Consider the following 17,612-nt stretch of genomic DNA (forward strand, 5'->3'; position numbering starts at 1 on the left):
GCGTCGCCCTGAATGAACGAGCGAACGAAACAGCAGCCCCAGAACAACGCGGAGTGGACACCAGACAAAGAGCCCTGGCACGAGCCGTGCAATGACGCCAAGCCTTCCGGGATATGCTCCGCGCACAGGCCCCGACCTGCATCAGATGTCCGCCGACACACCCTCCCCACTCCCCGCCGCCGACGCGCGCCCCCTGCGCTATGGCAACGTTGCGATCGTGCTGCACTGGCTCCTCGCCGCCATGATCGTCGGCTCGCTCGGCGTCGGGCTGTACATGACCGGCCTGCCCTTTTCGCCGCTGCGGCTGAAGCTCTACAGCTGGCACAAATGGGCCGGCGTTGCCATCCTCCTGCTCTCGGCGCTGCGGCTGCTGTGGCGCCTCGGCCATCGGCCGCCGGCGCTGCCCGCGCGCATCATGGCTGCCATGCCGCGCTGGCAGGTCGCGGGCCGGCGGGTCAGCCATTCTTCGATGTACCTGCTGTTCTTCGCGGTGCCGCTCTTCGGCTGGGCCTACAGCTCGTCGCTCGGCGTGCCCGTGGTGTGGTTCGGCGTGCTGCCGCTGCCCGACTTCGTGCCGGTCGACAAGGACTTTGCCGAGGCCGTGCTCAAGCCGCTGCACAAGGGCAGCGCCTACCTGCTGGCCGCCGTCACGCTGCTGCACGTGGCGGCCGCGCTCAAGCACCACTGGATCGACCGCGATGGCCTGTTGAAACGCATGTGGCCCGCGCCGCGCAAGGAATCCGCCGGAAGATCATGATGATGACGACGATGAAGCTGATGATGATGAAGTGCCCCCTCTCCCGCCTGTTGCAACCCCTCGCCGCGCTCGCGTTCGTACTCACCGCCGCCATGCCGGCCGGCGCCGAACCTTCGGCCACGCGGCTGATAGCCGACAAGAGCCAGATCGTCTTCGTCAGCAAGCAGATGGGCGTGCCGGTGGAAGGCACGTTCAAGAAGTTCGATGCGCAAGTGGCCTTCGATCCGAAGAAGCCCGAGGGCGGCACGGTCGCGCTGCAGATCGACACGGCCAGCGCCGGCTTCGGCGTGCCCATGAGCGATGCCGAGCTGCCCAAGGCGCCATGGTTCGACGCCGCGCATTTTCCGCAGGCGAGCTTCCAGTCGAGCGCCATCAAGGCGCTGGGCGACGGCAAGTTCGAGATGGCGGGCAAGCTCACCATCAAGGGCATCGCCAGGTCGGTGACGGTGCCCGTCGGCATCGCGGCGGCGCCGGGCGGCGGCAACTACGCGGTGGCCACCGGAAGCTTTACGATCCAGCGGCTCGATTTCAAGGTGGGCGACGGCGAATGGACCGACACCTCGGTGGTCGGCAACGAGGTGCAGGTGCGCTTCAAGCTCACGCTGGCGGGCTTCGGGCCGCTATGACCTGTCGAAGAATTTTTTCGATCGGCCGGCCGCCCCCTCACTCTTCCGAAACTCTTTCATGACCTCCACATCCACCGCCATGAAGAAGAAGCTCCTCCTTGCAGCGGCGCTGTCGGCCGCGTCCATCGGCACCACGCTGGCCACGGCACAGGAATACACCGCGCCGGCGGTTGCCGCCAAGCCCGCGGGCGGGCCGGCAAAGAACGCCAACTACGTGATCGACCCCACGCACACCTTCGTGATGTACGAGATGGGCCACTACGGCACCACCACCAACCGGGGTCGCTTCAGCACGAAAGACGGCTCGGTGAAGATCGACGGCACCGGCAGCAGCGGCAAGGTCGACATCACCATGGACATCAGCTCCATCAACACCGGCGTCGACCTGCTCAACCGGCACGTGCAGAGCCGCGATTTCTTCAATGTGGCGGAGTTTCCGACCGGCCGCTTCGTGGCCGACCGCATCGACTTCAGCGGCGACAAGGTGGTCGACGTGCCGGGCACGCTCACCCTGATGGGGCAGACACGGCCCGTGACGCTGAAGGCCGTGCGTTTCAACTGCTACCTGAGCCCGCTGATCAATCGCCAGGTGTGCGGCGGCGACTTCGAGACCACGGTGGAACGCAGCGACTGGGGAATTACCTGGGGACTGAACTTCGGGTTCGAAAACAAAGTGAAATTGCTGGTGCAGGTGGAAGCGGTCAACGTCCAGCCGTAACCGCCTGCTGTGCGCCCGGGGGCGCCGGCTTCTTTCCTGCTTACCTGACAACGCCCTTGCGGGTGTTCTGCCCGAGGCGAACGCGCTGGGCCTTGGACGACTTCAGCCACTGGCGCACGGCAGTCACCGCGCGCGGAAGGTTCAGCAGGGCCAGCATCCAGGCGCCCGTGACGACGGTCATGACCGCGCCGAAAATCAGTTGTTCGTACAGCGGTGCATCGCTCCAGTAGAAGAAGCTGAGCAGGAACGACAGGACCATGGCCCAGACAGCGAGGAGTAGAAGGTTTTTCATTTGTTGCACCGCGGTAGTCCGATGGAGAAAATGTAAACCAAAAGTAACCTCAGTAGTACTTAGAGTTTACTTTTCAAGCTTCGATCAACGTGCATTTCTGCACGCTGTTCACCCTTTTCACGGCATCCCCAGGAGTCAAAACCAATGGACAACACCCTTTCCCTGCTTGGCATCGCCGGTGCCATGGCCGTGGGCGCGATGAGCCCGGGGCCCAGCTTCGTCATGGTGGCACGCACCGCCGTGGCCTCGCGCGGCGACGGGCTGGCGGCGGCGCTGGGCATGGGCGCGGGCGGGCTGGTGTTCGCCATCGCCGCCATGGCCGGCCTGCAGGCAGCGTTCCTGGCGGTGCCCGCCCTCTACCTGGCCATCAAGGGGTTTGGCGGCGCCTACCTGATCTACCTGGGCATCCGGATCTGGCGCGGGGCGCGGCAGCCGCTGAACGTGGCGCCGGCCGACAGCAGCGGCAACTCCCCGCGCCAGCAGGGCCGCGGCGGGCGCACCTTCCTGCTGGGCCTGGCCACGCAGGTCAGCAACCCGAAGACGGCCGTGGTGTACGCCAGCATCTTCGCGGCCTTCCTGCCGCGCGAGGTGCCGCTGGTGCTGGCGCTGGCGGTGCCGGCGGTCATTTTCTGCATCGAGACGGGCTGGTACGCCATCGTGGCGCTGGCGCTGTCTTCGGCAGCGCCGCGCTCGGCCTACCTGCGCTACAAGACCTGGATCGACCGCGCGGCAGGCGGCGTGATGGGCCTGCTCGGCCTGCGGCTGGTCTGGTCGGCCGTGCGCGGCGGCCACTGACGAACAAAAAGAAAAGCCCGCGTCTGGCTACAGCAGGCTCTCGGGCGTGAGCGGCGCCAGCAGCTCGAGCATCGTGCGGTCCCAGAAACCGGAGTCCGGCTCTTCGTGGAGCACCGTGGTCTTGCCGGCCTCTTCGCTGACCCACTCGATGCGCGAGTCGTTGCTCCCCTCGGCAAAGCGCAGCCGGTAGGCGCCCTGCTGCTTGAGCACGTCGATCAGCTTGAGCGTCTGCTGCGCCATCTCGGGGCTGCGGATGAACAGGCCGATCTCGGTGTTGTGCGACTCGGAGCGCGGGTCGAAATTCATCGAGCCGACGAACAGGATGCGCTGGTCGATCACGGCCGACTTGGCATGCAGCCGCCCGACCGACGTGCCGAACAGCCCCAGCCGCACGCTGCGCCGCGTGCGCGTCGAGCTCAGCTCGTAGAGGTCGGCGCCCAGCTTGAGCATGTCCGGCCGGTAGCGCCGGTAGGCCGTATGCACCAGCGGCTCGTCGGTGGCGGCCAGCGAATTGGTGACCACGCTGATCTTCACGTTGCGCCCGCGAATCTCGCGCATCACGTCGAGCCCCGAAGCGCCCGGAATCAGGTACGGCGAGACGATGGTCACCTCGCTGCGCGCACGGCGCATCTGCTCGACCACGTTGTAGCGCACGCTGTCGACATCGAGCAGCGGCACGCCCCCATACGACGCGGTCTTGCCGATCACGCGGTCGGGTGAATCGGCGTACGCCTCGGCGGTGGTCCAGATCAGGCCGAGCTTGCCGGCGTCCAGGTCTTCGACCATCGGGCTGTAGCCGAGCAGGTCGTTGGGCGCGGGTTTCGGCGGCGGCGGCGTGGTGGCGGGGCCGGTGGCGGCGTCGAAGCGCTTCTGCAGTTCCTCCCGCGACAGGCCGCTGCTCACCACCGACTGGATCGGCCGCACGTAGGCGCTGTTCCAGTACTGGTCGAACAGCACGCCCAGGCGGGGGATGAGCGCACCCGTCACGAAGGTGTCGAGGTCGAGAAAATTCTCGCCCGAGGTGCGCGTGAAGTACTGGTTGCCGATGTTGCGCCCGCCCGCCACCGCCATCGCACCGTCGGCGATGAACAGCTTGTTGTGCATGCGGCGGTTGACCCGGCTGAAGTCGAAGAGCGAGGCGGTGAAGCGCTTGAGCAGGCTGCCGCGCCCGGCCGGGAACGGGTTGAACAGGCGCAGCTCGACGTTCGGCGTGGCGGCCAGCCCGAGCAGCAGTTCGTCTTCGCCGGACGTATACAGGTCGTCCATGAGCAGGCGCACGCGCACGCCGCGCTGGGCCGCGTCGCGCAGGGTGCGCAGCAGGTAGCGGCCGGTCTCGTCGTTCTCGATCTGGTAGTACTGCACGTCGAGCGTGCGCTGGGCGCGGCGCGCCAGCTGGATGCGGGTGTCGAAGGCAAAGTCGCCGCCGGGCATCAGGCGAAAGCCGCTGAGGTCGGCATCGGGCTGCGACGCCAGCGCGATCTTGCCGAGCGCGGTGTCGGCCGATGCGGCAATGGCGCGGGTGGGCGGGCGCGGCGCCTCGTCGGGCAAGGTGGCGCAGCCGGAAAACAGCAGCGCCGCAGCCATCGCGAAAACCCAATGCCCGCAGCGCGACAGCAGGCGACGGGTCATCGGCGTCTTTCTACAGGGCCTTGCGCAGGTTGGCGGGCGCGATGCGCAGCGCTTCGCGGTACTTGGCCACGGTGCGGCGCGCGCACTCGATGCCCTGCTCTTTCAGCATCTCGGAAATCTGGCTGTCCGACAGCGGCTTCTTGATGCTCTCGGAGCTCACGAACTGCTTGATGAGCGCGCGCACCGCGGTGCTCGATGCGTTGCCGCCGGTCTCGGTGCCCAGCGCCGAGCCGAAGAAGTATTTCAGCTCGACCGTGCCGAACGGCGTGGCCATGTACTTGGCGGTGGTCACGCGCGAGATGGTCGATTCGTGCAGGCCCAGTTCGTCGGCAATTTCGCGCAGCACCAGCGGCCGCATGGCCAGTTCGCCGTGCACGAAGTAGCTCTTCTGCCGCTCGACGATGGCGTTGCTCACGCGCAGGATGGTGTCGAAGCGCTGCTGGATGTTCTTGATGAACCAGCGCGCCTCCTGCAGCCGCTGCGACAGCGCCTGGCTGCCCTCGCCCTTGTGCGACTTGAGCGCGCCGGCGTAGATGTCGTGCACGCGCAGGCGCGGCATGACCTCGGGATTCAGCATGACGCGGAACTTGATGTTGGTGCCGCGTCCGGTCTTGGTGACGATCACGTCGGGAATGACGATGTTGCGCTCGACGTCGACGAAGCGGCGCCCCGGCTTGGGTTCGAGCCGCGCAATGATCTGCAGCGCCAGGCGCACCACGTCTTCGTTGCTGCGCGTGAGCGTGGCCAGGCGCTTGAAGTCGCGCCGCGCGAGCAGCTCCATCGGCTGCTTGCAGATGGCAATGGCGATCTTGTAGACCTGCGCCTGGTCTTCGTCGGCATCGCGGTCTTCGGCGGCCAGCGCGCGCAGCTGGATGCCCAGGCACTCGCCCAGGTCGCGCGCGCCCACGCCCACGGGCTCCAGGCTCTGCAGCAGGCCCAGCGCCACCTGGAAGTGGTGCACGAGGTCGTCGAACTGGTCGTTGTCGTCGCCCGCCAGGCCCGAGGCCAGTGCCGGCAGCGAGTCTTCGAGGTAGCCGTCGTCGTTGAGCGATTCGATCAGGAAGCGCAGCGCGGCGCTGTCGTTCTCGTTCAGGCGCAGGCTCAGCGCCTGGCGATGCAGGAACGATTGCAGCGACTCCTGGCTGCGCGCGAGTTCGGTGGCATCGGCGCGCCCGTCTTCGCCCAGGTTGTTCTGGCGCGCGGGGGCATCGCTGCCCCACTCGCTGTCGTCGGGCGCCATGTCGACGGTGCCGTCGCCTTCCCAGTCGGGCTCGCGCTCGGCGATCTCGGCGGCCGGGCCGTCGGCGTCGGGCGCCGAGGCGGTTTCGCTGGCGGTGGTCGTGGTGCTGCTGGCCGGGGCCGAGGCGAAATCGCTCTCGGCGGCTTCGCCCGCTTCATCGCGCGGGATCGGCGTGTCGACGGCGTCGAGCCCGAATTCCTCGCGCGCGGCTTCTTCGGCGGTGCGTTCGAGAAACGGGTTCTCGTCCAGCATCTGCTCCACTTCCTGGCTCAGTTCGAGCGTGGAAAGCTGGAGCAGCCGGATCGACTGCTGCAGCTGGGGCGTGAGCGCCAGGTGCTGCGAGACGCGAAGGGACAGCCCTTGCTTCATAAAGGACGCGCCCCTCCCTTACATGCGGAAGTGCTCACCGAGGTACACCCTGCGTACTTCGGCGTTGTCGACGATCTCCGAGGGCGTGCCTTGTGCCAGCACATGCCCGTCGCTGATGATGAACGCGTGATCGCAGATGCCCAGCGTTTCACGCACGTTGTGGTCGGTGATGAGCACGCCGATGCCGCGTTCTTTCAGGAAGCTGATGATCCGCTGGATTTCGATCACCGCGATCGGGTCGATGCCGGCAAAGGGCTCGTCCAGCAGGATGAAGCGCGGCTGGGTGGCCAGTGCGCGCGCAATCTCGACGCGCCGGCGTTCGCCGCCCGACAGCGCCAGCGCCGGCGAATCGCGCAGGTGATCGACGCGCAGGTCGGTCAGCAGCTCGGTCAGGCGCTCATCGATGTTCTGCTTGGACAGCGAAACCAGCTTGCCGTTCGCGTCGGGCTCGTTTTGCAGCTCGAGCACGGCGCGCACGTTTTCCTCGACCGTGAGCTTGCGGAAGATCGAGGCTTCCTGCGGCAGGTAGCTCAGGCCCATGCGGGCGCGGCGGTGGATCGGCATGTGGGCGATGGGCTCGCCGTCGATGGTGATGTCGCCAGCGTCGGCACGCACCAGCCCGACGATCATGTAGAACGAGGTGGTCTTGCCGGCGCCGTTGGGCCCGAGCAGCCCGACGACTTCGCCTTTCTGCACGTCGAGCGAGACGTCTTTCACCACCGTGCGGCTGCCGTAGCTCTTCTTCAGGCCACGCGCGACCAGGCGGCTGCCCGGCTTGCCGTCGGCGTCCTGTGTTCCAGCGGTTTCGATCACTTGCGGGTTTCTCCCTCGCCACCGAGCGTGGTGGTCGGACGCAGGCCCTGGCCGGTGGCCGGAACGGGTGCCGGCGGCGCGACCTTCGTGCCCGCGGCCCCGGCAGCGCCAGGGGCGGCCGCCTTGGGCGTCAGGATGGTCTTCACGCGGCCGCCCGGCGCCGAGGCGTTGACGGCGGTGTTCGCCGGCACCGTGGAGCCGTTGACCGTGTAGGTGTCGTTGCTCTGGTCGTAGACGATCAGCGCGCCCTGGCTCTCGTCGTTCGGCGTCGAGCCGAGCAGGCGGCGCATCACGGCGTTGCGGATGAACTTGACGTTGTCGGCGCGGCTGTCGTACTCGATGACTTCGGACTCGCCCTCGATCCACTCGTCGGGCGCATTGCGTTTCTGCTTGTAATAAGCCCGCTTGCCGGGTGCCGCCGTGACCACGCCGTACTGGTAGCCCTCGGGGTCCTGCCGCACATCGAGGCGCGCGCCGCGAATGATGATGGTGCCCTTGGTGACCAGCACGTTGCCGGTGAACACGCTGGTCTGTTTCAGGTCGTCGTAACGCATGGCGTCCGACTCGATGTTCATCGGCTTGGCGCGGTCGGCTGTTTCGGCCAGCACGCCCGAAGCGAGACCGGCCAGCAACAGGGCGCCGACAGCCATGCGGCCGATGCAACGGAAGAAGGGAGTGGTGGGGTAAGAATGCAATGTCATAGAGGCACGAAACTTGCTCTGCGGCATTGTATGCGGCTGATTACAACAGCCCACCATCGCCGACAAAAAAGCTCGCCAAAGCGAGCCAGTGTCCCATTCAGGGAACACCGCGGAGCCGGCACTGCCGGCCCGCCGGTGTCGCCCCTGCAAAGGGGAAGAAGGGAAGAAACAGGAAGGAAGGCGCCGCGGACACCGGGTGCCGCGCAGCCCGGCGGCCGGTCAGCCCTTCTTGGCTTCGCCGATCAGGTAGTTCACGACCTGGAGAACCTTGGTCATGTTGCCGGCGGTTTCGCCGTCGACATACCAGCGGCCGGCCACGGCCATCGCGGGCACGCCCGCCACCTTGTAGGCCTCGGTCATCTGCGAGGCGCGCTTGGCCTTGCTGGCCACGCCGAACGAGGTGAAGGCTTCCTTGAACTTGGCGGCGTCGAGGCCGTTCGCGGTGGCCCAGGCAATGATGTTGGCGTCGCCGTTCACGTTCTGGCGCTGAGCGTGGATCGCGCTGAATACCTTCGGCTGGTACTCGTCGACCTTGCCCATGGCTTCGAGCGCGTAGTACAGGCGCTGCTTGGCTTCGACGTCGTTGCCCACGAAAGGCACGGGGATGCGGCGGAAAGACACTTCCTTCGGCGCCGACTTGACCCAGGCTTCGAGCGACGGCTCGAAGTCGTTGCAATGCGGGCAGTTGTACGAGAAGAACTCAACCACTTCGATCTTGCCGGCGGGCGCGTCGACGGGCACACGCTTGTCGAGCACCAGGTACTCGGTGCCGGCCTTGGGCGCGCGCTGGGCGTGGGCCGGATTGGCGGCCAGGGACAGCAGGCCAAGCGAAGTGGCGGCCAGCGAAAAGTCACGACGTTTCATTGAAAGGGTTCTCCAGTTGGTACGGCAGACTGAGCCGGCGCGCGGCGGGGAGTTCCCCCGCACCCTGCGCGCCCCAGGCGATGGATGGTGGCGGCAAATGCCGCGCGGCGAAGCTTAAAGGCTATTCGTGGCGGCTGCGCGCTCAGCGCTGCACGCGGACCAATGCCGACTCCAGGCCGCCGCCGTCGAGCCGTTCCTTGAGGCGGTCGGCGTCGTCCTTCTTGTTGAACGGGCCGGCGCGCACGCGGTAGACCGTGCGGCCCGCCTGCTCGCGCTCGGTGACACGGGCCTCGACGCCCATCAGCGACAGCTTGGCGCGCTGGGCCTCGGCGTCGTCGGTGGTGCGGAAGGCGCCGGCCTGCACGAAGTACATGAACGGATCGGCACCCGAAGCCGCGGAGGTCGCGGGAGCGGCGGCCGCATGGCTGCTGCTCGGCGCGGCCGAGGCCGTGGTGGTCGAGCCGCCCGAACCGCCGCCCGCGCGCGCACGGGCGAGGTCGCCCAGCGGGTCGTTCGACGGCGGCAGCGCATTGGCTTCGGCCGGCACGGGTGCGGTGCGCGGCGGCTTGGGCGCCACCACCACGGGCACCGGCGGTGCGGTAGTGGGCGGCGCGGTGGCCGGGGTCACGGCGGCCGTGGCCGGCTCGCCGGTGACGGGGTTCACGGGGCCGGTGGCGGCGGGTGCGGGCTTGGGAGCACCGGCCTTGCCGGCCAGCGGCGCGTTCGGGTCCCAGTCGCGGTTCTTGCGGGCTTCGGCTTCGTCCTGCTCGGCGCCGCCCTTCTGGGTCTTGGTCACGAACGGGATCGGCACCTTGGTCACGTAGACCGCGATGCCCAGCGCGACGCCCAGGCCCAGCACCAGCCCGATGATCAGGCCGATGACGATGTTGCCGCGTTGTCTGGTTGTCTTCTTCATGGTGAGGTTCACATCTTGCTCGGCGCACTGACGCCAAGAATCGCGAGGCCATTGTGCAGCACCTGCGCGGTCGCGGCGACCAGCGCCAGGCGGGCCAGCTTGACCTTTTCGTCGTCGACCAGGATGCGCTCGGCGTCGTAGTAGCTGTGGTAGCAGGCGGCCAGTTCGCGCAGGTAAAAAGTGACGTCGTGCGGCGCAAAGTCCTTGGCCGCGGCCGTCAGCATGGCCGGGTACTTGGCCAGCAGCAGCATCAGCGCCTGGGCCGCCGGGCTTTCGAGCGGCGACAGGTCGACGCCCGCCAGCGTGGCGCGGTCGCCGCCCCAGCCGGCCAGCACCGAGCAGATGCGCGCATGCGCGTACTGCACGTAGTACACCGGGTTGTCGTTGTTCTTCGTCACCGCGAGGTCAACGTCGAAGGTGTATTCGGTGTCCGGCTTGCGGCTCAGCAGGAAGAAGCGGATGGCGTCGGTGCTGGTCCACTCGATCAGCTCGCGCAGGGTGACGTAGCTGCCGGCACGCTTGGTGATCTTGACCTCTTCGCCGCCCTTCATGACGCGCACCATGGTGTGCAGCACGTAGTCTGGGTAGCCCTCGGGAATGCCTTCGCCGGCCGCCTGCAGGCCGGCCCGCACGCGCGCGATGGTGCCGTGGTGGTCGGTGCCCTGGATGTTGATCACCTTGTGGAAGCCGCGCTCCCACTTGGCGATGTGGTACGCCACGTCGGGCACGAAGTAGGTGTACGTGCCGTCCTGCTTCTTCATGACGCGGTCTTTGTCGTCGCCGTAGTCGGTCGACTTCAGCCACAGCGCGCCGTCTTGCTCGTAGGTCTTGCCGGCGGCCACGAGCTTCTGCACCGCGGCCTCGACGCGGCCGCTGGTGTACAGGCTCGACTCCAAGTAGTACTGGTCGAAATGCACGCGGAAGGCCTGCAGGTCGAGGTCTTGCTCGCGGCGCAGGTAGGCCACGGCGAATTCGCGGATCGCGTCGATGTCCTCGATGTCGCCGGTGGCGGTGACTTCGCGGTCTTCCGACTTGACGGTCTTCTTCGCCTTGAAGTCTTCGGCGATCTCGGCGATGTAGTCGCCGTTGTAGGCCGGTGCCTTTTCGCCGCTCGGCCATTCGGCGTCGCCGGGCTTGAAGCCGCGGGCGCGCAGTTGCGTGCTGTTGGCCAGCGTCTGGATCTGCACGCCGGCGTCGTTGTAGTAGTACTCGCGCCACACGCTCTCGCCCTGCGAGGCGCGCAGGTTGCAGATGGCGTCGCCCAGCGCGGCCTGGCGGCCATGGCCCACGTGCAGCGGACCGGTCGGGTTGGCCGAGACGAACTCGACCAGCACCTTTTCGCCGGTGGCGGGCTGCTGGCCGAAGGTTTCGCTGGCGGCCAGCACCTCGCGCACGATCTGCTGCTTGGCGGCCGTCTTCAGGCGGATATTGAGAAAGCCGGGCCCGGCGATCTCGATCGCCTCGACCCATTGGCCGAAAGCGGGGGTGGCGAGCAGCGCAGCGCTCAGTTGCTCGGCCAGCTCGCGGGGCTTGCGCCCCAGCGGTTTGGCAAGCTGCATTGCGGCCGTGCTGGCGAAATCGCCATGCGCTGCCACCTTGGGCGACTCGAACGCGGCTTTGGAGCCAGCGCCGGGCGAGAGGGATTCGAGCGTGTTCGCGAGCGCCGCGAGCAACTCTTGTTTGACCAATAGCATCTGCGAATTTTACCGGGGGCAAACCCGGGCCGCGCCACCGCTGGTCATCCGATGGGCGTCTTGGCCCGTTAGGATGGGCGGCCCCGGGGCGGGGCACCTGTCACAACTCAACCTTGCAAGGACATATCACCATGAAGAAGTTCCTTTCCCTGGTCGCCCTGGGCGCCTGTCTCACCTTCGGCGCCGCGCAGGCTCAAGACAAGGCTCCGGCACCTGCCGCGCCCGCCGCCGCTGCTCCTGCCGCCGCTGCCGCACCCGCGGCACCCGCCGCCGGCGCAAGCTGCGACGCCAAGGCCGTCGACAAGAATGGCAAGCCGCTGGCCGGCGCCGCCAAGGCCAGCTCCATCAAGAAGTGCGAAAAAGAAGCCAAGTCGGCCGCCGCACCCGCTTGCGCAGCCAAGGCCATCGACAAGAACGGCAAGCCGCTGGCCGGCGCCGCCAAGAACAGCTTCATCAAGAAGTGCGAGAAAGAAGCCAAGGCCTGATGCCTTGACGCCGTGCCGCACCGAGCGGTGCGCAAGAAAACAAGGCCCGCCGCGTGCGGGCCTTTTTCATGGGTCGGCTTACTTGCCGAAGCCGCGCGCCAGGAACACGGCCACCAGCGGAATCAGCGCGATCAGGTGGGCCTGCACCATCACCAGCTTGCGCGTCTTTTTGATGTCCTCTTCAGCCGGCAGCTTGCCGGTGGCGCGCAGCGTCTTGCGCCAGCGGAAATAAGTGAGCGTCGGAAAGATCGACAGAACGCCGACGATGATGAACAGCCCCAGCTTCACGTGCAGCAGCGGATTGGTCCAGTACCAGGCCGTGCCCTTCACGCCCCACCAGGTGCGCGCGATGCCGGTGGCGAGCACCGCGATGGCGGCAATGCCGTAGACCATGTCGACCTTGGCGAGCCGCTCGACCACCGCGGCGTTGAGCCACTGGACGCGGCACAGCGCGGCTTCGCTGGAAATGAAGACGACCATCGTGAGGATGGCCAGCAGATGCAGGTAGGCGAGGATGGCTTCGAACGTCATCGATGGCTTTCTTCTTGAACGGGTTGCAAATGCAAACAGATTGTGACGCCGCTCAAGCGCCTTCGGGCCGGCCTCCCCAGAAATCCGGATTTCCGTACTGCTCCTTGAGGAAATCAAGCCACAGTCGCACCCGCAGCGGCAGGTGCTTGGCGCCTGCGAACACCGCGTAGATGCCGTTGGGCGGCGCGGCGAAGTCGTCGAGCAGCGGCACCAGCAGGCCGGCATCGATCTCGGCCTCGACCTCCCAAGTGCTGCGCCACGCAATGCCGTGGCCGGCCAGGCACCAGTCGTGCAACACCTGCCCGTCGGAGCAGTCGAGCGGGCCGCTGGGGCGCAGGTGAATCAGTTCCCGCGCGCCGCCCTCGGCGGTAATGCGAAAGGCCCAGCCGCGGGTTTGCGAGGCATCGCTCGACAGCGTGAGGCAGGCAAAGCGCGAGAGCTCGCCGGGGTGTCGCGGCATGCCGTGCCGGCGGATGAATTCGGGCGTTGCCACGCAGCGCCGGCGGTTGTCGGCCAGCCGCACGCTGACCAGCGACGAATCGGGCAGGTCGCCCACGCGCACCGCGCAATCGAAGCTCTCGCCGGTCACGTCGACCACGCGGTCGCTGAGGTTCAGGGAGATCGTCACTTCGGGGTGCAGCGCATGGAAGCGCGGCACCAGCGGCGCCACGTGGCGGCGCCCGAAACCGGCCGGCGCCGTCACGCGCAGGTGCCCGCTGGCCTTGACGCCGCCTGCGCTCACGCTGGCTTCGGCATTCGCGAACTCGGTCAGCAGGCGCTGGCAGTCTTCGAGAAAGGCGCTGCCCTCGTGCGTGAGGGTGATGCGGCGCGTGGTGCGCACCAGCAGCTTGACGCCCAGCCGCTCTTCGAGCGCATCGAGCCGCCGCCCCATGATCGCGGGCGCCACGCCCTCGGCCTTGGCCGCGGCGGTGAGCCCGCCGCGGGTCGCGACCGAGACGAAGGATTCGAGTTGCTTCAGGCGGTCCATGGGGCCGGAACTATATCGATATCGCCCGCGGGCGGAGCCGGCCGCCCTTCTTGCAGGCTCAGGCTCATTCCGGCTGGACACCCGCCTCGCGCACCGCCGCGCCCCAGCGCGCGTGCTCAGATCGGATGTACTGCGCCGCCTGCTCCGGGCTGCCACCGCCGGGCGTGCTGCCCTCGGCCAGCAGTTGCGAAATGGTGGCCGGCTTGGCCAGCGCCTTGTCGATGGCGGCGTTGAGCTTCTTCACGATGTCGGCGGGCGTGCCGGCCGGCACCACGATGGCCTTCCAGTCCACCGCTTCGAAGCCCTTGTAGCTTTCGCCCACGGTCGGCACCTCGGGCATCACGGGCAGGCGCTTGGCCGAGGTGACGGCCAGCGCGCGCAGCTTGCCGCCCTTGACCATGGCGAGCGCGCCCTGCGGCGTGGCGAACATGTAGTCGGTCTGGCCACCGAGCAGGTCGGTGATGGCGGGCGCGGCGCCCTTGTACGGCACGTTCAGCACCTTGAAGCCCGCGCGCCTGGCGAGCACTTCTCCGGCCATGTGGCCGAGCGTGCCGGTGCCGGCCAGCGCCTGCTTGATCTCGCCCGGCCTGGCCTTGGCGGCCGCGACCAGCTCGGCCAGCGACTTGAACGGCGCGTCGGCCCGCACCACCAGCACCACGGGCTGCGAGGCGACGACCGAGACCGGCACCAGGTCTTTCAGCGCGTCGTAGGGCATCTTGGGAAACAGCGTCGGGTTGATCGCCAGGTTGGCGGTCTGGCCCAGGCCGATGGTGTAGCCGTCGGGCCTGGACTTGGCCACCACGTCCATGCCGATGTTGCCATTGCCGCCCGCGCGGTTGTCGACGATGAAGGTCCACTTCGTGTCGTCGGTCACCTTCTGCGCGATGAGGCGCGCCACGATGTCGGTGGCGCCGCCCGGCGTGTAGGGCACGACGAGGCGCACGGGCTTCTCGGGCCACGCCGTGGCGGTGTCCGCCGCGGCGGCATCGATGGCGGAAAGGCATGCGGCGGCTGCGGCGCAGGCCAGCAAGGCGCGCCGTGTGAATGAAAACATGGGGTCAGTCTCCGAGGGTGATGTGGTGTGTCTTGAGGGCTGCGATCTGTGCGTCGCTGTAGCCCACTTCTTTCAGCAGCTCGTTGCTGTGCTCGCCGATGTGCGGCGGCTGCAGCCGGATGCCGGGGCGCTCGCCATCGAGCGTGAACGGCATCAGCGGCACCTTGGCCGTGCTGCCGTCGTTCATGCGCACCGGCGCCAGGCCGCCGGTGGCATTGAGGTGCGGGTCGTCGAACAGGTGCTGCGGCTTGGTGATGGGCGCGAAGGGCAGCTCGTTCTGCTCGAACACGGCGGCCAGTTCGGCGGCGCTGCGGCCCGCCAGGTGCGAGCGCAGGATCGGCATCATCCAGTCGCGCGCCAGCACGCGGTCGTTGTTGGTCTTCAGGCGCGGATCGGCCAGCATGTCTTCGAGGCCGAAGGCCTTGCAGAAGATGGCCCACTGCTTGTCGCTCACGGCCGCAAGAAAGATCTGCTCGCCGTCTTTCACGGTGAACACGTCGTACACGGCCCAGGCCGAGATGCGGCTGGGCATCGGGTCGGCGGCCTTGCCGGTGGCGGCGAACTGCATCATGTGCTGCGCCACCAGGAACACGTTGTTCTCGAACAGCGCCGACTGCACCTCGCAGCCCTTGCCCGTGAGGTCGCGCTGGCGCAGCGCGGCCATGGCGCCGATGGCGCCGAACATGCCGCCCATGATGTCGTTCACACTGGTGCCCGCGCGCAGCGGGTCGCCCGAGCGGCCGGTCATGTAGGCCAGGCCGCCCATCATCTGCACCACTTCGTCGAGCGCGGTGCGATGGTCGTACGGGCCGGGCAGGAAGCCCTTGTGGCTCACGTAGATGAGGCGCGGGTTGAGCTTGCTGAGCGTGGCGTAGTCGAGCCCCAGCTTCTTCATGGTGCCGGGCTTGAAGTTCTCGCTCACGATGTCGGCGGTGGCAATCAGGCGCAGCGCGGCCTCGACGCCCTCGGGCTTCTTCAGGTCGAGCGCGATGCTCTTCTTGTTGCGGTTGAAGGTCGGGAAAAAGCCCGAGCCCGAGCCGAGCAGCCGACGCGTGTTGTCGCCCTCGATGGGCTCGACCTTGATGACTTCGGCCCCCAGGTCGGCCAGCAGCAGGCCACAGGTCGGGCCCATGACCATGTGGGTGAACTCGACGACACGGATGCCCGCATAGGGCAAGGGATTCGGTGTTGGATTGGCTTCAGGCATGTGAGGTGGTTTCCTGGGCAAAGCCCTGAGCAAAGCCTTTCGGCAGGCCGGCTTCGGGCGTCATGCCGTAGACCGGTTCGCCGGGCAGGCCGGCCATGAGCGGCGCGCGCGCCGCGATGAGTTGGGGGATGTCGATGCCGGTGCGAACGCCCATGGCTTCGAACATGAAGACGAGGTCTTCGGTCACCGCATTGCCCGAGGCGCCGGGCGCGTACGGGCAGCCGCCGAGGCCGCCGAGCGATGCGTCGAAGGTGCGCACGCCTTCGTCCCATGCGGCAAGGCAATTCGCGATGCCGAGGCCGCGCGTGTTGTGCATGTGGGCCGCGCCGGCGTGCACGCCGATCTCGGCGCGCAGACGCCGGAACAGGCGGCGCACCTGCGCGGGGTTGGCGTAGCCCACGGTGTCCGACAGGCCCGACTCGTCGGCGCCAGCCTCGATGCATTGCGCGGCCAGGCGGATCACGTCGTCTTCGGGCACCAGCCCCTGCAGCGTGCAACCGAAGGCGGTGGAAATGCCGGCTTCGAGCTTCACCTGCGGCGCGATGGTGCGGCGCAGTTCGGAGATGGCGCGCACCTCCTCGACCATTTCCGTCGGCGTCTTGCGCACGTTGGCCAGCGAGTGCGCCACGCTGGCCGACACGGGCATCGTGAGCTTGTGCACGCCTGCTTCGAGCGCGGCCTGCGCGCCCTTGCGGTTGGGCACCAGCGCCATCACCACGAGGCCCGGCAGCGTGATTGCATGGCGCACCACGTCGGCGGCGTCGGCCATCTGCGGCAGCAGCTTCGCGGGCACGAAAGAGGCCACCTCGATCTCGCGCAGGCCGGCCGCGTAGAGCGCATCGATCCAGCGCAGCTTGTCGGCCGTCGGCATGGTGGCCTTGACCGATTGCAGGCCGTCGCGGGGGCCGACTTCGCTGATGAGGACATCGGGGGGTGTCATCGAATTTGTCTCCTGGGAGCGATTGATTGCAGATCGCTTGACAGTTCTATCTTGCAGAACTAAATTCCGTTAAACAGAATTAGACCGCCAATCGACTTTCACTGTCAAGCCACGCCACGCCACGCCACACCATGCCCCGCAAAGCCCAGACCGAATCGGTTTCAGACCTCAACGCCGCCCCCGGTGGCGCCGCGGCAGTCGACCGCGCGCTGAGCCTTCTCTCGGCATTCCAGCCCGGCGACGAAGCGCTGACGCTCGCGCAGTTCGCCGAGCGCACGCAGTTGTACAAGAGCACGGTGTTGCGGCTGCTGGCGTCGCTCGAACACGCGCGGCTGATCCGCCGGCAGGACGACGGCCGCTATGCGCTGGGCATGGAGATCGCGCGGCTGCACGGGCTGTATGCCGCGTCGCAATCGCTCGACCGCATCGTGCTGCCGGTGCTGCGTTCGCTGGCCGCCGCCACGGGCGAAAGCGCGGCGTACCACGTGCGGCAGGACCAGGGCGAAAGCTGGGTGCGCCTGTGCCAGTTCCGCGTCGACTCATCGCATGTGGTGCGCGACCACGTGCGGGCGGGCGACCTGTTGCCGAACGACCGGGGCGCGGGGGCGCGTGTGCTGATCGCCTTCGGGCCCGAGGCGGAGCGGCCGCGTGGCGCGAAGGAGCGCAAGCTGTACGACGCGATTCGTGCACAGGGTTACTGCGCGCTGGTGGGCGACCGCACGGCCGAGCTGGCGGGCATTTCGGCGCCGGTGTTTCATGCGGACGGCAGCCTGGCTGCTGCGGTCACGCTGACGATGCCTACGCACCGGTACGACGAGGGCTATGTCGAGCCTGTGCTTGCTGCTGCCAAGGAGCTTCGCGGGCAGGTTTGAGTTCGCTCGTTCCGGGTGCGGGGTCATTCTTTGGCGTGTGCGACTGACACCGGGTGCTCCCCTCCGCGAATGTCCCCCGCTTCGCTCCTCCTTTATTTCGCTGCGGGGAGCACCCGATGCC

19 protein-coding genes are annotated in these 17,612 nt (G+C 67.6%); 6 read left to right on the top strand and 13 right to left on the bottom strand.

The window, feature by feature from the left end:
• Positions 1-145 precede the first annotated feature (145 nt).
• The 3 genes from DBV14_RS17870 to DBV14_RS17880 all read left to right on the top strand — a co-directional run bounded on the left by DBV14_RS17870 (position 146) and on the right by DBV14_RS17880 (position 2,101).
• A complete protein-coding gene (locus DBV14_RS17870; protein WP_124460518.1) occupies positions 146-757 on the top strand; it encodes a cytochrome b in 612 nt (203 codons plus the stop codon).
• A 92-nt stretch (positions 758-849) separates the two neighbouring features.
• Positions 850-1,383, top strand: coding sequence for a YceI family protein (locus tag DBV14_RS17875; protein ID WP_124460625.1), 534 nt, complete (start codon positions 850-852; stop codon positions 1,381-1,383).
• Positions 1,384-1,462: 79 nt separating this feature from the next.
• Entirely contained in the window at positions 1,463-2,101 is a 639-nt protein-coding gene (locus DBV14_RS17880) for a YceI family protein (protein ID WP_124460627.1), read from the top strand.
• Between the two features lie 40 nt (positions 2,102-2,141).
• Here the strand turns inward: DBV14_RS17880 and DBV14_RS17885 are convergent, their stop codons facing one another.
• A complete protein-coding gene (locus DBV14_RS17885; protein WP_148092442.1) occupies positions 2,142-2,393 on the bottom strand; it encodes a hypothetical protein in 252 nt (83 codons plus the stop codon).
• Positions 2,394-2,537: 144 nt separating this feature from the next.
• On the opposite strand from DBV14_RS17885, the gene DBV14_RS17890 reads away from it, so the two are divergent.
• Positions 2,538-3,188 (top strand): LysE family translocator, encoded by a 651-nt coding sequence (locus tag DBV14_RS17890; protein ID WP_124460521.1) that lies wholly within the window; start codon positions 2,538-2,540, stop codon positions 3,186-3,188.
• Between the two features lie 27 nt (positions 3,189-3,215).
• Here the strand turns inward: DBV14_RS17890 and DBV14_RS17895 are convergent, their stop codons facing one another.
• From DBV14_RS17895 to argS, 7 genes are all read right to left on the bottom strand, one after another.
• On the bottom strand, positions 3,216-4,817 hold the full coding sequence (locus DBV14_RS17895; protein WP_124460523.1) for a phospholipase D family protein: 1,602 nt from the start codon (positions 4,815-4,817) through the stop codon (positions 3,216-3,218).
• Positions 4,818-4,827: 10 nt separating this feature from the next.
• Positions 4,828-6,426, bottom strand: coding sequence for an RNA polymerase factor sigma-54 (gene rpoN / locus DBV14_RS17900; protein WP_124460525.1), 1,599 nt, complete (start codon positions 6,424-6,426; stop codon positions 4,828-4,830).
• A gap of 18 nt (positions 6,427-6,444) precedes the next feature.
• On the bottom strand, positions 6,445-7,239 hold the full coding sequence (gene lptB, locus DBV14_RS17905) for an LPS export ABC transporter ATP-binding protein (RefSeq protein WP_124460527.1): 795 nt from the start codon (positions 7,237-7,239) through the stop codon (positions 6,445-6,447).
• Entirely contained in the window at positions 7,236-7,940 is a 705-nt protein-coding gene (gene lptA / locus DBV14_RS17910) for a lipopolysaccharide transport periplasmic protein LptA (protein WP_124460529.1), read from the bottom strand. Before lptA ends, lptB begins: the two co-directional genes overlap by 4 nt.
• A gap of 219 nt (positions 7,941-8,159) precedes the next feature.
• A complete protein-coding gene (locus tag DBV14_RS17915) occupies positions 8,160-8,804 on the bottom strand; it encodes a thiol:disulfide interchange protein DsbA/DsbL (RefSeq protein WP_124460531.1) in 645 nt (214 codons plus the stop codon).
• 142 nt (positions 8,805-8,946) lie between these two features.
• Positions 8,947-9,720, bottom strand: a complete 774-nt coding sequence (locus DBV14_RS17920; protein ID WP_124460533.1) for an SPOR domain-containing protein — start codon at positions 9,718-9,720, stop codon at positions 8,947-8,949.
• 8 nt (positions 9,721-9,728) lie between these two features.
• On the bottom strand, positions 9,729-11,414 hold the full coding sequence (argS, locus tag DBV14_RS17925) for an arginine--tRNA ligase (RefSeq protein ID WP_124460535.1): 1,686 nt from the start codon (positions 11,412-11,414) through the stop codon (positions 9,729-9,731).
• 131 nt (positions 11,415-11,545) lie between these two features.
• Between argS and DBV14_RS17930 the strand changes: the two genes are divergently transcribed.
• The gene (locus DBV14_RS17930) at positions 11,546-11,899 is read left to right on the top strand and encodes a hypothetical protein (protein WP_124460537.1); all 354 of its coding nucleotides are present in this window, start codon (positions 11,546-11,548) and stop codon (positions 11,897-11,899) included.
• Positions 11,900-11,977: 78 nt separating this feature from the next.
• Here the strand turns inward: DBV14_RS17930 and DBV14_RS17935 are convergent, their stop codons facing one another.
• The 5 genes from DBV14_RS17935 to DBV14_RS17955 form a co-directional block, all read right to left on the bottom strand.
• Positions 11,978-12,430: a DUF2214 family protein gene (locus DBV14_RS17935; protein WP_124460539.1), complete on the bottom strand. Its 453-nt coding sequence runs from the start codon at positions 12,428-12,430 to the stop codon at positions 11,978-11,980.
• Positions 12,431-12,482: 52 nt separating this feature from the next.
• Positions 12,483-13,418 (bottom strand): LysR family transcriptional regulator, encoded by a 936-nt coding sequence (locus DBV14_RS17940; RefSeq protein ID WP_124460541.1) that lies wholly within the window; start codon positions 13,416-13,418, stop codon positions 12,483-12,485.
• Positions 13,419-13,482: 64 nt separating this feature from the next.
• Positions 13,483-14,472: a tripartite tricarboxylate transporter substrate binding protein gene (locus DBV14_RS17945; protein ID WP_124460543.1), complete on the bottom strand. Its 990-nt coding sequence runs from the start codon at positions 14,470-14,472 to the stop codon at positions 13,483-13,485.
• Positions 14,473-14,476: 4 nt separating this feature from the next.
• Positions 14,477-15,679, bottom strand: a complete 1,203-nt coding sequence (locus DBV14_RS17950; RefSeq protein ID WP_124460545.1) for a CaiB/BaiF CoA-transferase family protein — start codon at positions 15,677-15,679, stop codon at positions 14,477-14,479.
• Positions 15,672-16,619: a hydroxymethylglutaryl-CoA lyase gene (locus tag DBV14_RS17955; protein WP_124460547.1), complete on the bottom strand. Its 948-nt coding sequence runs from the start codon at positions 16,617-16,619 to the stop codon at positions 15,672-15,674. The genes DBV14_RS17950 and DBV14_RS17955 overlap by 8 nt, the downstream gene beginning before the upstream one ends.
• Before the next feature lie 131 nt (positions 16,620-16,750).
• Between DBV14_RS17955 and DBV14_RS17960 the strand changes: the two genes are divergently transcribed.
• Complete coding sequence (locus tag DBV14_RS17960; RefSeq protein WP_124460549.1) at positions 16,751-17,491, top strand: IclR family transcriptional regulator; 741 nt, start codon at positions 16,751-16,753, stop codon at positions 17,489-17,491.
• Positions 17,492-17,612: the final 121 nt, after the last annotated feature.

This window comes from Variovorax sp. KBW07 (assembly GCF_003852515.1).
Taxonomy (GTDB): Bacteria; Pseudomonadota; Gammaproteobacteria; order Burkholderiales; family Burkholderiaceae_C; genus Variovorax.

Bases quoted from the DNA above. Each gene is read 5' to 3' on its own strand.
- DBV14_RS17870 (WP_124460518.1), top strand. From the start codon at position 146: ATGTCCGCCGACACACCCTCCCCACTCCCCGCCGCCGACGCGCGCCCC.
- DBV14_RS17875 (WP_124460625.1), top strand. From the start codon at position 850: ATGCCGGCCGGCGCCGAACCTTCGGCCACGCGGCTGATAGCCGACAAG.
- DBV14_RS17880 (WP_124460627.1), top strand. From the start codon at position 1,463: ATGAAGAAGAAGCTCCTCCTTGCAGCGGCGCTGTCGGCCGCGTCCATC.
- DBV14_RS17885 (WP_148092442.1), bottom strand. From the start codon at position 2,393: ATGAAAAACCTTCTACTCCTCGCTGTCTGGGCCATGGTCCTGTCGTTC.
- DBV14_RS17890 (WP_124460521.1), top strand. From the start codon at position 2,538: ATGGACAACACCCTTTCCCTGCTTGGCATCGCCGGTGCCATGGCCGTG.
- DBV14_RS17895 (WP_124460523.1), bottom strand. From the start codon at position 4,817: ATGACCCGTCGCCTGCTGTCGCGCTGCGGGCATTGGGTTTTCGCGATG.
- rpoN (WP_124460525.1), bottom strand. From the start codon at position 6,426: ATGAAGCAAGGGCTGTCCCTTCGCGTCTCGCAGCACCTGGCGCTCACG.
- lptA (WP_124460529.1), bottom strand. From the start codon at position 7,940: ATGACATTGCATTCTTACCCCACCACTCCCTTCTTCCGTTGCATCGGC.
- DBV14_RS17915 (WP_124460531.1), bottom strand. From the start codon at position 8,804: ATGAAACGTCGTGACTTTTCGCTGGCCGCCACTTCGCTTGGCCTGCTG.
- DBV14_RS17920 (WP_124460533.1), bottom strand. From the start codon at position 9,720: ATGAAGAAGACAACCAGACAACGCGGCAACATCGTCATCGGCCTGATC.
- argS (WP_124460535.1), bottom strand. From the start codon at position 11,414: ATGCTATTGGTCAAACAAGAGTTGCTCGCGGCGCTCGCGAACACGCTC.
- DBV14_RS17930 (WP_124460537.1), top strand. From the start codon at position 11,546: ATGAAGAAGTTCCTTTCCCTGGTCGCCCTGGGCGCCTGTCTCACCTTC.
- DBV14_RS17935 (WP_124460539.1), bottom strand. From the start codon at position 12,430: ATGACGTTCGAAGCCATCCTCGCCTACCTGCATCTGCTGGCCATCCTC.
- DBV14_RS17940 (WP_124460541.1), bottom strand. From the start codon at position 13,418: ATGGACCGCCTGAAGCAACTCGAATCCTTCGTCTCGGTCGCGACCCGC.
- DBV14_RS17945 (WP_124460543.1), bottom strand. From the start codon at position 14,472: ATGTTTTCATTCACACGGCGCGCCTTGCTGGCCTGCGCCGCAGCCGCC.
- DBV14_RS17950 (WP_124460545.1), bottom strand. From the start codon at position 15,679: ATGCCTGAAGCCAATCCAACACCGAATCCCTTGCCCTATGCGGGCATC.
- DBV14_RS17955 (WP_124460547.1), bottom strand. From the start codon at position 16,619: ATGACACCCCCCGATGTCCTCATCAGCGAAGTCGGCCCCCGCGACGGC.
- DBV14_RS17960 (WP_124460549.1), top strand. From the start codon at position 16,751: ATGCCCCGCAAAGCCCAGACCGAATCGGTTTCAGACCTCAACGCCGCC.